General features: G+C 45.5%; 13 protein-coding genes. 7 read left to right on the forward strand and 6 right to left on the reverse strand.

Annotated features, from left to right (window positions below; all coding sequences use genetic code 11):
- Nucleotides 1-445: 445 nt before the first annotated feature.
- Nucleotides 446-4126 carry a phosphoribosylformylglycinamidine synthase gene (gene purL / locus ABD031_RS12335; RefSeq protein WP_343851869.1) on the forward strand — a complete coding sequence of 1227 codons (3681 nt, stop codon included), beginning with the start codon at nt 446-448 and terminating at the stop codon, nt 4124-4126.
- Nucleotides 4127-4404: 278 nt separating this feature from the next.
- On the opposite strand, the gene ABD031_RS12340 is transcribed toward purL, so the two are convergent.
- The 3 genes from ABD031_RS12340 to ABD031_RS12350 form a co-directional block, all read right to left on the reverse strand.
- Complete coding sequence (locus tag ABD031_RS12340; RefSeq protein ID WP_343851871.1) at nt 4405-5814, reverse strand: S1 family peptidase; 1410 nt, start codon at nt 5812-5814, stop codon at nt 4405-4407.
- A complete protein-coding gene (locus tag ABD031_RS12345) occupies nt 5802-6401 on the reverse strand; it encodes a hypothetical protein (RefSeq protein ID WP_343851873.1) in 600 nt (199 codons plus the stop codon). The genes ABD031_RS12340 and ABD031_RS12345 overlap by 13 nt, the downstream gene beginning before the upstream one ends.
- Before the next feature lie 162 nt (nt 6402-6563).
- Nucleotides 6564-7043 carry a transposase gene (locus tag ABD031_RS12350; protein WP_343851875.1) on the reverse strand — a complete coding sequence of 160 codons (480 nt, stop codon included), beginning with the start codon at nt 7041-7043 and terminating at the stop codon, nt 6564-6566.
- Between the two features lie 848 nt (nt 7044-7891).
- Between ABD031_RS12350 and ABD031_RS12355 the strand changes: the two genes are divergently transcribed.
- The 3 genes from ABD031_RS12355 to ABD031_RS12365 are packed head-to-tail and all read left to right on the forward strand — an operon-like array spanning nt 7892 to nt 10325.
- On the forward strand, nt 7892-8713 hold the full coding sequence (locus tag ABD031_RS12355) for an alpha/beta fold hydrolase (protein ID WP_343851877.1): 822 nt from the start codon (nt 7892-7894) through the stop codon (nt 8711-8713).
- Nucleotides 8713-9924, forward strand: a complete 1212-nt coding sequence (locus ABD031_RS12360; protein WP_343851880.1) for an ATP-binding protein — start codon at nt 8713-8715, stop codon at nt 9922-9924. Before ABD031_RS12355 ends, ABD031_RS12360 begins: the two co-directional genes overlap by 1 nt.
- On the forward strand, nt 9921-10325 hold the full coding sequence (locus ABD031_RS12365) for a response regulator (protein WP_343851882.1): 405 nt from the start codon (nt 9921-9923) through the stop codon (nt 10323-10325). The genes ABD031_RS12360 and ABD031_RS12365 overlap by 4 nt, the downstream gene beginning before the upstream one ends.
- Before the next feature lie 525 nt (nt 10326-10850).
- Here the strand turns inward: ABD031_RS12365 and ABD031_RS12370 are convergent.
- Together ABD031_RS12370 and ABD031_RS12375 are read right to left on the reverse strand one after the other, a co-directional pair.
- Nucleotides 10851-10988, reverse strand: a complete 138-nt coding sequence (locus tag ABD031_RS12370) for a hypothetical protein (protein WP_343851884.1) — start codon at nt 10986-10988, stop codon at nt 10851-10853.
- 240 nt (nt 10989-11228) lie between these two features.
- Nucleotides 11229-11765, reverse strand: a complete 537-nt coding sequence (locus ABD031_RS12375) for a GNAT family N-acetyltransferase (protein ID WP_343851886.1) — start codon at nt 11763-11765, stop codon at nt 11229-11231.
- A 138-nt stretch (nt 11766-11903) separates the two neighbouring features.
- Between ABD031_RS12375 and ABD031_RS12380 the strand changes: the two genes are divergently transcribed.
- The 3 genes from ABD031_RS12380 (at nt 11904) to ABD031_RS12390 (ending at nt 14703) form a co-directional block, all read left to right on the forward strand.
- Entirely contained in the window at nt 11904-13010 is a 1107-nt protein-coding gene (locus ABD031_RS12380; protein WP_343851888.1) for a Gfo/Idh/MocA family protein, read from the forward strand.
- 72 nt (nt 13011-13082) lie between these two features.
- On the forward strand, nt 13083-14210 hold the full coding sequence (locus ABD031_RS12385) for a serine hydrolase domain-containing protein (RefSeq protein ID WP_343851890.1): 1128 nt from the start codon (nt 13083-13085) through the stop codon (nt 14208-14210).
- Between the two features lie 43 nt (nt 14211-14253).
- Entirely contained in the window at nt 14254-14703 is a 450-nt protein-coding gene (locus tag ABD031_RS12390) for a DUF4440 domain-containing protein (protein ID WP_343851891.1), read from the forward strand.
- Nucleotides 14704-14736: 33 nt separating this feature from the next.
- On the opposite strand, the gene ABD031_RS12395 is transcribed toward ABD031_RS12390, so the two are convergent.
- Nucleotides 14737-14955 carry a DUF3820 family protein gene (locus tag ABD031_RS12395; RefSeq protein WP_343852090.1) on the reverse strand — a complete coding sequence of 73 codons (219 nt, stop codon included), beginning with the start codon at nt 14953-14955 and terminating at the stop codon, nt 14737-14739.
- Nucleotides 14956-15157: the final 202 nt, after the last annotated feature.

The following is a 15157-nucleotide window of genomic DNA, read 5'->3' on the forward strand; positions in this document are numbered from 1 at the left end:
TGGGATCATTTAACAAATCCTCAATTGTCTGTCTTTTTTTCATTTGTTGTGAATTTAGCAGACACACTTAATTGAACACTCTCAAACCAAGAAGGGGTAGGTCCCCGCTTCTGTCCTCCGTCTCCCAGCAACTTCCTGTGTCTTGTTACTAGAATCTTGCGTCTCTAAACTAGTGTCTCGATTCTTGGTTCTTGCATCTTGGCTCTATGACAAATTCCCCATACCCCCTTGGGCGACGATTCGTATTTCGAGATGAAATTTGAACTTGGCCACCGCTTCTGTCCCGCGTCCTCGGCCCGATAGCAACTTCCTTGTCCCTTTGTTTCTGGGTTCTAGCGCGATGCGTCTCGATACTGGCGTCTTGATACTTTCATCTTTTCCCCTCCAAACAACCTTTCAACCTTCCCCCCAATTCCGTACCTTTGCGGCTTACCAGCCCAAGGACATGATTTTCTTCTTTGAATCCCCTCAGAAACTCATCTACGGAGTTCAAGTTCCTCACCCATTCAGCTCTGAAGACATCGAAAAACTCACCTGGCTTTTTGGCGGAGCCAAAGCGATTTCAGGCGAAAAAGTCGAAGGTAGCTACTCCGGCCCCCGCAAGGAAATGATTACCCCCTGGTCGACTAATGCCGTGGAAATTACCGTCAACATGGGAATCGCAGGCATAATCCGGATCGAGGAGTTCTTTCCATTGCAAGAAGGCGAACAGATCGACCCGATGCTTCAACATGCCTTTGATGGGCTGGATCAGGAGATTTTTGACATCCACCTGCAGCCCGAGACGATCGTCGAGATCAGCGATATCGCCGCCTACAACAAAGAACATGGATTGGCACTGAGCCAAGAAGAAGTCGACTACCTGGACAATGTGTCCAAGCAGCTGGCCCGTCCACTGACGGATTCTGAGGTTTTCGGCTTTTCACAGGTCAACTCCGAGCACTGTCGCCACAAGATCTTCAATGGTACCTTTATCATAGATGGAGTGGAAAAGCCGCAGACGCTTTTCCAACTCATCAAAGAAACTTCCAAAGCGCATCCCAACCGGATCGCTTCGGCCTACAAGGACAACGTGGCCTTTGTAGCCGGACCAAAAGCGCAGCAATTTGCGCCAAAAACAGCCCATCAGGCTGACTTCTTCGAGACACGCGAGATCGATACGGTCATCTCCCTGAAAGCTGAAACCCACAACTTCCCGACTACCGTGGAGCCATTTAACGGTGCGGCCACAGGAGCAGGTGGAGAGATCAGAGACCGTATGGCTGGCGGAACTGCCTCGATTCCTTTGGCAGGAACGGCTGTATACATGACTTCCTATCCCCGCTCGGAGAAAGGAAGATCTTGGGAAAGCAAGCTTGGTGAGCGCCCTTGGCTGTACCAAACCCCAATGGATATCCTGATCAAAGCTTCCAATGGAGCTTCAGATTTCGGAAACAAATTCGGTCAGCCGCTGATCTCCGGCTCTCTCTTGACCTTCGAGCATGAGGAAGATGGCAAGCATCACGGCTTTGACAAAGTGATCATGCTCGCTGGTGGCGTGGGCTTCACCAATGCCAAATACACCAAAAAAGACGAGCCAAAAGCTGGTGATCAGATCGTGATCATGGGCGGCGACAACTATAGAATCGGAATGGGCGGTTCGGCGGTGTCTTCCCTGAATACCGGTGAACTTTCCAACGCAATCGAGCTAAACGCAATCCAGCGTTCCAATCCTGAGATGCAAAAGCGGGTGTCCAACGTGATCCGCGCCATGGCTGAGAGCGAAAACAATCCGATCATCTCCATTCACGATCACGGGGCGGGCGGGCATCTGAACTGCCTTTCCGAACTCGTGGAAAGCACGGGCGGCACCATCCACATCGACCAATTGCCGGTGGGAGATCCTACTCTTTCCGCCAAGGAAATCATCGGAAACGAATCCCAGGAGCGTATGGGATTGGTGATCGGCAAAAAAGACGTAGACACACTGCATCAGATCTCCGACCGCGAGCGTGCGCCATTCTATGTGGTGGGCGAGACCACGGGAGACATGCATTTCAAATTCGAAAACAGCAAGACCGGTGAGAAGCCGGTGGACTGGAACCTGAGCTACATGTTCGGTTCTTCGCCCAAAACCGTCCTGGAGGACGATACGACTAACGCTTCTTTTGCGGAAGCAAGCTATGAAGCCGAGCAGATCCAAGGATATGTGCGGGAAGTGCTTCAACTCGAGGCGGTGGCTTGCAAGGATTGGTTGACAAACAAAGTCGATCGCTCCGTGACCGGTCGTGTGGCTACGCAGCAGACCGTCGGCGAGATCCAACTTCCGCTGAATGACGTGGCCGTGATGGCGCTTGACTTCACCGGAAACAAAGGAATTGCCACTTCCATCGGTCATGCACCGGTGGCAGCCTTGGCAGATCCTGAGGCAGGCAGCCGATTGGCAATTGCCGAGGCGATGACCAACCTGATCTTTGCGCATATTCAGGACGGATTGCAGGGCATCTCCCTCTCGGCCAACTGGATGTGGCCTGCCAAAAACAAAGGCGAAAACGACAGACTGTATAGAGCAGTTGAGGCAGTTTCCAAGTTTGCGATTGACTTGGGTGTGAATATCCCTACGGGAAAAGACTCCCTGTCCATGACTCAGAAATACCCCGACGGCAAGACGGTGTACTCTCCAGGAACGGTGATCATCTCCTCCGTGGGTGAATGCTCTGATGTGCAGAAAACTGTGAAAACCGCCCTGAAACCTATCAAAGGAAGTAGAATCCTTTACATAGATTTCTCCAAGGACGAATTCAAACTGGCGGGTTCCAGTTTCTATCAGGCCTTAAATAAAGTTGGAACAGAAACTCCGGACGTCAAAAACCCTAGATATTTCGCGAAAGCATTTACGGCAGTTCAGGACCTGATCGACCAGACTTGGATCCTGGCAGGACACGACATTTCTTCCGGAGGATTGGTAACAGCCCTTTTGGAAATGTGCTTCCCGGTGCAGCATATAGGCTTGAAAGTAAAACTGAATCGCCTTCATGAAGCAGACATGGTGAAAGCATTATTTGCCGAAAATCCGGGAATCCTGATTCAGGTAGCGGATGACCATGCAGTAGAGACCCTTTTGGTGGAAGCCGACATTGATTATGTGGAGCTGGCGAAAGTGACTGATACTGGAAACATAGAGTTTGCAGGAAAAGACCTGACGCTGGACATCGCTGATCTTCGCGATGTATGGTTCAGATCTTCTTACTTATTGGACAGAAAGCAAAGCGGAGAGAAACTTGCAAAAGACCGCTTTGACAATTATAAAAAGCAGCCGCTTGCATTCGAGTTTGCAGAAGGCTGGAAAGGTGACTTTGCGGCAGCGGGGCTTGACCCTTTCAGAACTGAGAAGGGTAAAACGAAAGCAGCCATCATCCGTGAGAAAGGTGTGAATGGCGATCGTGAGATGGCTTACTCCCTTTGGTTGGCTGGATTCGAGGTGAAGGACGTACACATGACCGACCTGATCTCAGGACGAGAAGACCTGAGCGACGTTCAGATGATCGTCTTCGTGGGAGGATTCTCCAACTCTGACGTTTTGGGTTCGGCCAAAGGCTGGGCCGGTGCCTTCCTTTACAATCCTAAGGCCAAGCAAGCACTAGACAACTTCTACGCTCGTCCTGACACGCTTTCTCTGGGCGTATGTAACGGCTGCCAGCTGATGGTCGAACTTGGCCTGGTAACCCCGGATCACGACGTGAAGCCGAAGATGCTGCACAACGCCAGCCATAAGTTTGAGTCCACCTTCGTCAACGTGACCATCCCGCAAAACGAATCCGTGATGCTAGGTTCCCTCAGTGGACAGCGTCTCGGCGTATGGGTGGCGCATGGTGAGGGCAACTTCTACTTCCCCAAGGATGCCGCCGACTATCAGTTTGCGATGAAGTACAGCTACGAAGCCTATCCGGGCAATCCGAACGGCTCAGGCTACTCCGCCGCCGGGATCTGCTCCGTGGATGGCCGCCACCTGGCAATCATGCCGCACATCGAGCGCAGCCTGAAGCCGTGGAACTGGGCTCACTACCCTGCTGATAGAAATGATGATTTTACACCATGGATGGAGGCTTTTGTGAATGCGAGAGTTTGGGTTGAGAGCCACTCTTGATCTTCAGTGTTCGACATTCGGCGTTCGATATTCGATCTTGATGGATTGAAAAATTGAAACATAAAAAAATTGAAAAATTAGGGAGCGTCACTTGGCATCAAATCCCAAATCTTCAATCTCAAATCAAAATCCCCTCTGGAGCAATCTGGAGGGGATTTTTTTTTTGGCGGTGCGGAGATATGCTCTGCAATTTTTCACCACTCCATCATATTAAATTAAAAATTGCTGCTTGAATAGGGTTTATCTTATAAACCTTGCTTAACTGAGGAATGTCAAAATCAATTAAAAGAAAAAGTTGTTAAATGCGCTGCTAAATGATACTTTGCATGCATTTCCGGATTTAAATATTGAATTTTTCCATTGTTTCCCAAATAAATAGATCTATTCATTATTACATAATAGCCGAGGAATACATTTCTTTTACTAGCAAAAACTCGAAATAAATAATCATTGAATAAAGGCGTAAAATATTGATCTTGAACAAAACAATGAAAACTTGCCCGATGAATACTTGTACCATCAATTCTATAAAATGGCCGACTGTATGACCAAGTATCATCATTGAGCCAACTATATTCTCCAAAATTAGGCCCTCTCTTTCCAGTGATCATATTTAGCTCATTTAAAAATAAATTTGTCGTGACATTTATATCCGAAAACTCCTCCATTGCAATATAAATTATTGCACTCCCATCCCTACCAACTAATCTTCCGTTCTCCGTAAATAAATCCAGCCCAGAAGGAACAGCAATAGTTGCCCCAGAGCTGACCTCAGTGTAAATATCATAGCTAAAATCATCATATAAAATCCCACCTTGTTTGAGGGAATTAAGCAAGTATTCAAATCCCAATTCATTTGTAGCAGAATAATTCGCAGTTCTACTCAATTCATCAAATGTTCTAGTTTTCATTTTTTGAAATTTAAAATCTTTAAAAATCAAAAAATCCTCACTCATTTCATCATTGCCAGAAAAAAGTATACTTGCATTTAAAGCTTGGTGCGATGAAGGAGGTAGTTCATTTGAATTTTCTAGTTCTAAAACATATGATGAAGGCATACACCAACTAATTGATGATGCCCCATTTTCTAGCCCACCATTTGAGACACCCACCAACCTACCTCTTTGATCAACAATCGGTGATCCTGAAAAACCATGAATTAAGCTACCCTTTAGATAAAGGATCTTGGTTGTTAAACTAGGGAAACGTAAATTTCGAATTTCATTTTTAGCCTTTTCCGGCAAGATGTCTTGAAGGTTTCCACCTTGAGACAAGCCTATCACAAAATCTTTATCCAAAAAATTTGGTATACTACCATTATAGCCTACTGTAAATACATCTGTGTCAACTGGAGGATTCTCAAGAATTTCAGTAAGAAAATATCTGGATGCACTTTCCGCCCTAAGTATTACTAAATCTGATTTCATTAACGTCCTTTCTATAGTAGCAGGAAACCATCTACCCGTTGTTCCATTAGTATGAACAAAAACAGACACATTATTCTTGTCAGCCAAACCATGCAAGGTAGTTACTATCGTATTACCATCTTTCCAGAAAAATCCTGTTGATATTTTACTTCCCGATTTAACTCTAACTATTGTATTAGCAATATCCTTTTTAACTTGCCCAAAAGCTATTCCTATTTTCAAAAAAAATAGAAAGTATAGAAATACAATTATTCGGAACATAATAATTTATTTATTAACAACAACACCTCCTTTGTTTCATCATCATTTTTTGATACAGATTCAAGATCTTCTAAAAAACCCTGATATTTTAAACCTGCATTCATGTATAATTCTTTGATTTCCATCAATGTAGAACTGTCCGTAATATTATTGCATAAAAGCAATACCTCATTACTACTAGACGCCATTAAAACGGTTTCCCCGAGGAAAGATTTTGCATCTTTATTAAATTCAAAATCCTTTGGAACTAATCCAGTTTTTTCTAAAAGGACTATTTTTTTGATTTCATCAGTTGAAAATCCAAGTTCTTGGTAAACTTTGACTTCTTCATTCAAAGATGGCGATAAGACATTCTGGGTACGCATATAGATCCCAAAAAATACTGCAATTAAGCATGAGAGACTAAAAGTCCCTATAAGTACTTGATTTCCTCTAGCACTCTGACTGTTCTCTTTAAACCCGAAAAATGCAGCCAACAAAGACGTTAATGCCCCTAATATCAATCCAGTAACATTTGACATTGATAGGCCTACCATGAAACCAATCAACAGTCCTAAAAAAACTCCAGCAAAAATGTCTTTCTTCATAATTAAATTAAACAATTAACCTTACAAATAATATGCTTTCTTTAAATTTAGCTACCTCCGCAATAACCCTTGCTTTGGAAGGCAGGAATCAACCATCGGACTAAAGATAAACAAATTGATCTAATTTCTAATTTAAAAAAATCTCCCCTCTACTCTTATGGTTTAAGCAAGGGGATGGATATATTTTTTCTCATATTCTCTACCTTGATTGATGATTGCGAAAATTCGCCCAATGAGTTTGGCTCTTATTGCATTGATTACTGACATTTTATCCTTCCCTTCGGCTACTTTTCGATCGTAATATTGCCTTAATTCTCCTTTTTGGGTTAGTGTTGATACTGCTGCCATATGGAAGATCCGTTTGAGGTTTTTGTCAGCCTTATGGGAGACTCTATGGGCTGATCTCCGGCTGGTCCCTGATTCATATCGGAATGGGGCGCATCCAGAATGACAGGCGAACTTTTTGGGGTCAGTGAATTTGGTAAAGTTTTCAGTTGCCACCAGAGTAGCTACTGCCGTTTGTCTTCCCACTCCTTCGATGGCTGTAATTCGATCCAGATTTTTCTTGAGCTCAGAATCTGAATCTAAAATTTGATCAATTTGATATTCCACCTCTTTCAGGACTTTTTCATTGGCTTTCATCAGTTTTTCGATCCTTTTCTTTTTTTCCGAAAAGTATTCTTTTTCAAAGAAACCTACCTCCTGTTTTAACTGCGACTTGAATTTTGCCAAATCCCTAACAATCAGGTCTCTTTCAGCCGAAAGGCGTTTTAACAGCTTGTTGTAAACAAGAATTGTCTGGGGAAAATCCCGAAGGGATTGCATGTCTATAGAACATAAGGTCGCAGATAACATTCGACCCCGATGGGGTCGCACCTAATTTCCATCGGTATCGGCTATAAACATCTGACCCATTCTGGGTCGTCTTTCTCTTCACCGTAAGACTCCCTTTTTTAGCTATGCTTCCGACTTCGCCTACCAGGGGCGCTAGCCCGACATCTTCGTAGAAAAAACATCACACGCATTCCAAAAAGGGGCCTAGCCCTGACATCCACCGATTCCTACAAAAGCAGATCACAGCGCTACGCGCTGTACGTAACCATACCTGGCGTCAAGACTACCAAGATCACGGGGCTACGCCCTCGTGAGTGTGGTTTTGACCAGTTCCTAGGCGTTGTCCGCGATAGCCATAGGGAGCAAAACGCCTTCCTATCCCTTCGAGTTTGCAATTTGCAAATCCATCACTAGTACTAAAGTAGCCGATTATTGATCGCTTGGGCTATTTGGGAGTTGCAAACTGCTCCCAGCTCGGGGGAGAAGGAAGCGCCAGCTTCTGTTACTTGGATGTTTCTCCCGCCGCTAAGGTACTCCACTTCATCCAGAGATCTACTTTGGAAAGATTGTGGTAACTTTGACTACGTTGGTCAGATGCATCAAATTTTTTTTTGAAATAATTTGGTATCATTAACCATATTCACACGGGATCTAGCATGCTTGTTCAAAATCAACCCAACTCTATTTCAATCAGAAACAACGTCAAAATTCTTGGTAGCGGCACTCGAACCCTACTTTTTGCAAATGGTTTCGGTTGCGACCAAAATATGTGGCGTTATGTGACGCCAGCTTTTGAATCGGATTATCGAATTATCCTCTTCGACTACGTGGGTTCGGGTAAGTCGGATATCTCCGCTTATATCGCCGAACGATATGCGACCTTGCAGGGCTACGTAAAAGATGTATTGGAAATATGCGAAGAGCTCCAGCTTCATGACGTCATCTTTGTAGGCCATTCTGTCAGCGGAATGGTAGGTCTGTTGGCGGGTATCGAGCAGCCGAAATATTTCAGCAAGATGATAATGATCGGCCCATCGCCCTGTTACGTCAATGAAGGAGCTTATGTAGGTGGTTTTGAACGTAAGGATATTGAAGGGCTGCTGGAGATGATGGATAAGAACTATATAGGTTGGGCAAACTTCCTTGGACCAAATGTAATGGCAAATGCTAATCGCCCGCATCTGGGCGAGGAGCTGACCCAAAGTTTTTGTTCTACAGATCCCGTAATTGCAAAAAATTTTGCGGAGGCTACATTCCTGAGCGACAATCGGCAGGACCTGAAATTTAATACGATAGAGACACTTGTGCTACAATGCGCTGAAGACATGATTGCACCGCTTGAGATCGGCGAATATTTGGCTAAAAGCCTTCCGCATAGCTCTCTGAAGGTGATGAAAGCCACCGGACACTGCCCCCACATGAGTCATCCCGACGAAGTGATTGAACTGATGAAAGAGTTTCTGAGATTAAAGAGTTGATGCACGATTTCTATCAGAACAATCCCTGTGTTTGCTTTTCCTCCTCTTCCGAAGGAGTAATCATCGAAGCCAACCAGACACTTTGTAAGTTTCTGGGCTATAGCCGCGAAGAATTAATAGGACAAAAAGCCGAAAGGATATTTTCACTGGCTACCCGCATTTTTCAACAAACTCACTTTTATCCTTTGCTACAGCTAAAGGGACATGCGGAAGAAATTTACATCACGCTCAAAACTAAATCCAGCGAAGATGTTGCCGTACTGATCAACGCAGTAAGAACTGATGTCGGTGAGGGATACCATTTACACTATGCTGGGATTCCCATCAAAGAGCGGAAAAAATACGAAGATGAACTAGTAGCCGCAAAGAATGCCGCAGAAAAAGCCCTGACCGAAAACACCGCACTAAAAGCAGCCAAGGATGACCTTGCGAAACAAAGCACAATGCTGGACAATCAGGTTACTTTAGCTAACATTCAGAATCAGGAGCTAAGGCAAATCAACCATCTAGTCACGCATACTTTGCAGGAGCCTGTGCGAAAACTCATGTATTTCTCCAGCGCATTCACGGAAAATGGAAGTCAAAAGGATGTTTTACGCATCAGAAAGATCGCGGAGGATATGCAAGCTAAACTGAAAGGTTTGCAGCAATACGTCTGGCTTTCCAATGAACAATTGACCCTTGAAGAGGTGAATATTCTCGAGCTGGTAAAGGCCGAGGAGACAAAAATAAGATTTGAAAATCCCGACCTGGATCTGAGCATCGAATCCAATGAAATCCCGATCATCGAAGCCTGTAAAGCGCAGGTGGGAGTGTTGATACGGGAGATTCTGGCAAATGCAGTCCAATTTAGACAGCCGGGCAATGCAGTACAGGTGACGATATATTCAAGTATCGTTTCATTGAACCAGTTTCGGCAAATGTCCGAGCAATACAAGTACACTCCTTATCTGAAGCTGACGATTCAGGATTTTGGAATTGGATTCAATGACAAGTATCAGGAGCAGGCATTTGAATTTTTCCGTAAGCTGCATTCTGGCGAAGGGCAGGGAGTCGGCCTGTCTTTTTGCAAAAAAATAATGGAAAACCATAAAGGCACTATTTCATTGGAAAGCCAACCGGATCGCGGGACCAATGTAATTCTGTATCTACCGATTAAACAGGAAAAGTCATACATTCATGCTCTAAACACGGAAAACAGTACTCAATGAAATTTAACGGAAAAGTAATTCTCCATGTAGATGACGATCCGGACGATAGGGAGCTTTTGCGGGAAGCGATGGAAACGATAGCTCCTGATGTTAATTTAACTTTTGCAGTTGACGGGCTAAAGGCCCTTGAAGCGTTGAAACTTGCACAAGAAACCGAAACTCTCCCTTGCCTTATTGTGCTTGATCTGAACATGCCCTACCTGAATGGGATACAGACATTTGAACGTATAAAAGCAGATATTTATCTCAGTGCTATTCCTGTTGTGGTGCTCTCATCGGGAGAAAATCCCGCCGATAAATTGCTGTTTAGCCAGGCTGGCGTCGACTATTTTAACAAACCGATAGAGTATTCAGGTTTCAAAGTGATTGCCAGTCATCTGGCAAATCTTTATTGCCGGTGAATTAAAGCCTGAATAAGCAGTCAAAATTCGCACTGCTTCCGTCCTTTTGAAAGAAACGAATGCGCCCAAAACTTCCTGAGGTATCGGCAGGAAATTTCCTCTCTGAGCGTTTGCCGTCATCTCGGCATAGTTTGCCATTACGCCTTCCTATTCCTTCGAATTGGCAATATCACCAGAGGCGAAGAGCAGACTGGCTGGATTATTCGGTACTTGTGCACTTTCAGCCCTTGCTTGTCAATAGCTCGTTGTAAACAAGAATTCCCTGGGGAAAATCCCGAAGGGATTGCATGTCTATGGAACATAAGGCCGCAGATAACATTCGACCCCGATGGGGTCGCACCTAATTTCCATCGGTATCGGCTATAAACATCTGACCCGTTCTGGGTCGTCTTTCTCTTCACCGTAAGACTCCCTTTTTAGCTACTCTTCTGACTTCGCCTACCAGGGACGCTGGCCCCGACATCAACGTAGAAAAATCCCACACATTCCAAAGAAAAGGGGCCTAGCCCTGACATCCACCGATTCCTACAAAAGCAGATCACAGCGCTGCGCGCCTTTCGGAAATACGCCTAGCGCCAAGACTGCCAAGATCGCCGGGCTTCGCTCTGTAAAATCACCCGCTCCGATCAGTTGTTGTCCGTCCGCAGGCGGATCTCCACCCACCGAAACTTGTCCCTCCCCGCATACATCCCAACTGTTTTAGCCCTTCAACATCTTCTCCTGTAAGCTTCCCCTAAAAAGAGATTTGAATAGGAATCGATTTTCTGGAGCATTTGCTTTCATGTTTTTGAACTTCGATTGAGATCAAAATACTCATTTGGGAATTTGTTCTGTTTTTTGGTTTATCGTCGATTCTTTCAAAATTGATTTCCGCATTCCCAGAAGATTGAATTCGTTTGTACCTCAAAGACTAATCCTATACAAACTACAGCGCTGGATCTCCGGATAGGCTAAGAGCTCAGCGTGGTCAAAATCCTTCCAGTAGCACATTCCGATTTTTTTCATTACTTCGATCGAAGGAGCATTTCCAGCTGAGGCCATCGAAAGCACCTCAGCGATTCCTTTTTGCTTTGCAAAGTCCAAGCAGGCCGATGCACCCTCTGTAGCCAAGCCCTGGTTCCACCATTTTTTGCCAATCCTCCAGCCGATATCCACGCATGGGGTAAAGTCTGCTTCAAAAGTCTTCCATCCCAGCCCGATAGTACCAATCAGCTCTTTGGTTTCCAGCAAGTCCACAGCAAAATAACAGTAGCCTTTTTCGTCAAAAAGACGAAGCATCCGGTCGATCATAGCTTGGGTTTCCTCACGGGAAAGTGGTTTCTGAAAATAGCGCATGACTTCCTTGTCAGCATTGATCACTGAGAAATCATCCAAGTCAAAGGGTTGCCAAGTGCGAAAACCTAAGCGTGGAGTGGTGAAGAGGTAAGGAGATTTGGGCATAAAAAAGGGGATTTAAAAAAAAGCAGTCCTACTGATTATTGCAAACGGGGTTTGGCTGATATTCTTTTTCGAACGCCCAGACCCTCCGCAGAGCTTCGAAGTCTTGTGAAAAGTTGGGAATCTGAGTTAAATTCCAATATGAAAAACTTTACGATGACTTTTATCCTGCTCTTGTTTTCTCTGACCTATTCTTTTGCTCAAGAAGCCCCCCTGAGAATAGGAGTCGCCGGACTGCATCACGGTCATGTCGGTTGGGTATTGAATGCGCACAAGCGCCCGGATATCGAAATTGTCGGGATCGCAGAACCCAATCGGGAATTGGCGGAAAAGTACGCGAAGCAGCACAAAATTCCGATGGAAATCGTTTTTGACAGCGTGGAGGAGATGGTCGAAAAGATGAAACCTGAGGCCGTGACGGGATTCGGGGCGACATTTCATCATTTCGAAATCGTCCAGGTTTGTGCGCCACGTGGGATCCACGTGATGGTGGAGAAGCCGCTTGCGGTGAGTTTTGCTCACGCGAAAGAAATGGCAGAGTTAGCCAAAAAGCACCAGATCTATCTTCTGACCAATTACGAGACGAGCTGGTATGCTAGCAATGAAAAAGCATTGGAGCTACTCCAATCCGGCAGAATCGGCGAGGTGCGCAAGATCGTAGTGCGCGACGGACATCGTGGGCCGAAGCAGATCGGAGTCGGACCGGAGTTTCTCGAATGGCTTACCGATCCTGTACTGAATGGAGCAGGCGCCTTGATGGATTTTGGCTGCTACGGTGCCAATCTGAGTACCTGGGTTTTGGATGGGCAGCGGCCACTTTCTGTAACAGCCATCACCCAGCAGCTGAACCCGGCTGATAATCCCAAGGTGGACGACGAAGCCACCATCATCCTCGCTTACGGTAATTCGCAGACGATCATCGAGGCCTCCTGGAACTGGCCGATTGGCCGAAAGGATATGGAGATTTACGGACAAACCGGGGCGATTTTTGCAGATGATGGAAGCCATCTTCGAATTAGAATGGCAGAGGGCTACAGCGGATTTTCCGAAGAAAAGATGGATCTTCCCGCAAGAGCCAAGCCCTTTGATGATCCTTTTTCAGTTTTGTTCGCGGTCGTTCGAGGTCACACTCCGCTCGAAGCTTTTGATCCCTATTCCCTGGAGAACAACCTGCTCACAATGGAGATCCTGCAAGCCGCTAAGGAAAGTGCAGCTTCGGGCAAGACGGTCTTTCTTCCAATAAAATAAAAGTCGTATCCCTGAAACGATCTAGGTTAGGGCCGATTTGGATTTATTTAGCAACCGATAAATTAGACGATTATGAAATGCTCCTTTTTCCTCTTTTTTCTACTGTTTTTTGGACTTCAACTCCAGGCCCAAGATCCAGTCGAAACGCAAATCAAGTCACTGATGGAATCTACCCCGGTGATGGGGCTCTCCGTGGCAGTGGTCCGGGATGGAGATCTTATTTACGAAAAAGCCTTTGGCTGGAAAGAGGAAGGGAAAGTGACCTTGAGTACCTCGGACATTTTTCGCATCGCATCGATCTCCAAGTCTTTTTCTGCCACCTCTGTGATGCAGTTGATTGAAGAAAAGGAGCTGAGTCTGGACGATGATGTCAGCGACTTGATCGGTTACCCAGTCAGAAATCCCAAATTTCCGGATACGGTCATTACTCTGAGGATGCTGCTTTCGCACACGTCAAGCCTCAACGACTCGGAAGGGTATTTTACCCTCGATGCGATCAACCCAGCTCAGAATCCCAATTGGGAAAAAGGCTACAATGACTACGCTCCCGGTACCGGCTATCAATATTGTAATCTGGCCTACAACATGACCGGAGCGATCATAGAGAAGTATTCTGGAGAGCGCTTCGACCAATATGTCAGAGGACATATTTTGGCTCCGCTGGGGCTCTATGGCGGCTACAATATCGACGAACTCGATGCTTCGAGCTTTGCGTTGATCTATGCGTACGATTCCGATTCATCGAAATTCACGCTTTCTCCAGCGGCCTACGCGTCTCGAAAAGAAGAAATCGCCAATTACCGATTCGGCTACAGCACGCCGATCTTTTCTCCGACAGGAGGAATGAAGATCTCCGCTCCCGACCTGGCGCGTTATATGATCATGCATATGAACTATGGCAAGGCTGGGGGAGAAAGAATTCTCAAAAAATCAAGCGCCGAGCTTATGCAAACGCCACTTTCAGCTGAGGAAAATTATGGATTGGCACTATGGAAAACCGATAAACTCATCGCTGGCCATGAGCTGGTCGGACATACGGGTTCGGCCTACGGGCTGTACAGTGCGATGTTCTTTGATCCGAAAGAGAAATTTGGAATCGTCGTCATCAGCAACGGTTGTGATCCGACCTATGAGGAGGGCTTCAACCGAGTGATCCGAGAATCGGTCAATATCCTGTTTGAGGAATTGATTAAGCCTTGATCGAAACTAACTATCATTGCAAAGTAATTGACCCTTTCCCACGATGAGAAAATACCTTATCCTCCTCTTTTTTAGCGTTTCATTTTTCGCGCAAGCACAGCAGAACTCTGATGAAAAAGCGATCCAGCAGTTAATCCAAGGCTCTTTTGATGAATTGTTTTCGAAGTTTGACACGGCTCAAATCGGCAATTTTTACACAGAGGACTTTATCCTGCTAGAGCAAGGAGAAGTCTGGGACATGCAGATTCTTCTCGAGTATTTCGCCAAAGCGAAGCAAAATCCAAATCCTGCTACACGGGTCAATCGCTTTGAATTCATCAAAACAACCGTCTCAGGGAATCGGGCCTGGGTGGCGTATCACAACTATGCAACGATCAGCCGAGATGGGCAAGTGATTCGAGACGTGCAATGGCTGGAAAGTGCCACGGCCATAAAAACCAGCGCCGGATGGCGATTGGATATGCTTCACTCCACAAGAATGGAAAAAAAGTGAAATCATCTAAATGCCCGCCGAGAAGTTTTTTGCCTACCGATAGTTTTTTTTGAGTTCCACCAAGATGTCTTCCAGCCCGTTGAGTCGGATCTCGTAGAGCGTGTTTAGCCACATACCGAGTTTGCCTTCGGGAAAGCCTTTTCCTTTCATCCAAACCAAGTAATGCTCAGGGACATCGCAAAGCAATCGGTCTTTGTACTTGCCAAACGGCATTCTTTTGGTTACCAGATCGATGAGGATTTGTTGTTCCATGGGATAAAAGTAGCCGGAATAATCGGGAGGTCCGTCCACCGCGCGCGCTACTTGAGCCAGCAGGCTGTAATTTTCCCATTGGGATTTTTTCAATTTTTGGATCTAGGGGAGGATCTTACTAAAAGCATCTGATTACTAATGTGTTAATATGTGTCAGTGGTTTGAGTTTGGATTGGAATTAGTTTTTTTAGTTATTTTGAAT

It is taken from the genome of Algoriphagus jejuensis (genome assembly GCF_039523455.1).
In the GTDB taxonomy this organism is placed as follows: domain Bacteria; phylum Bacteroidota; class Bacteroidia; order Cytophagales; family Cyclobacteriaceae; genus Algoriphagus; species Algoriphagus jejuensis.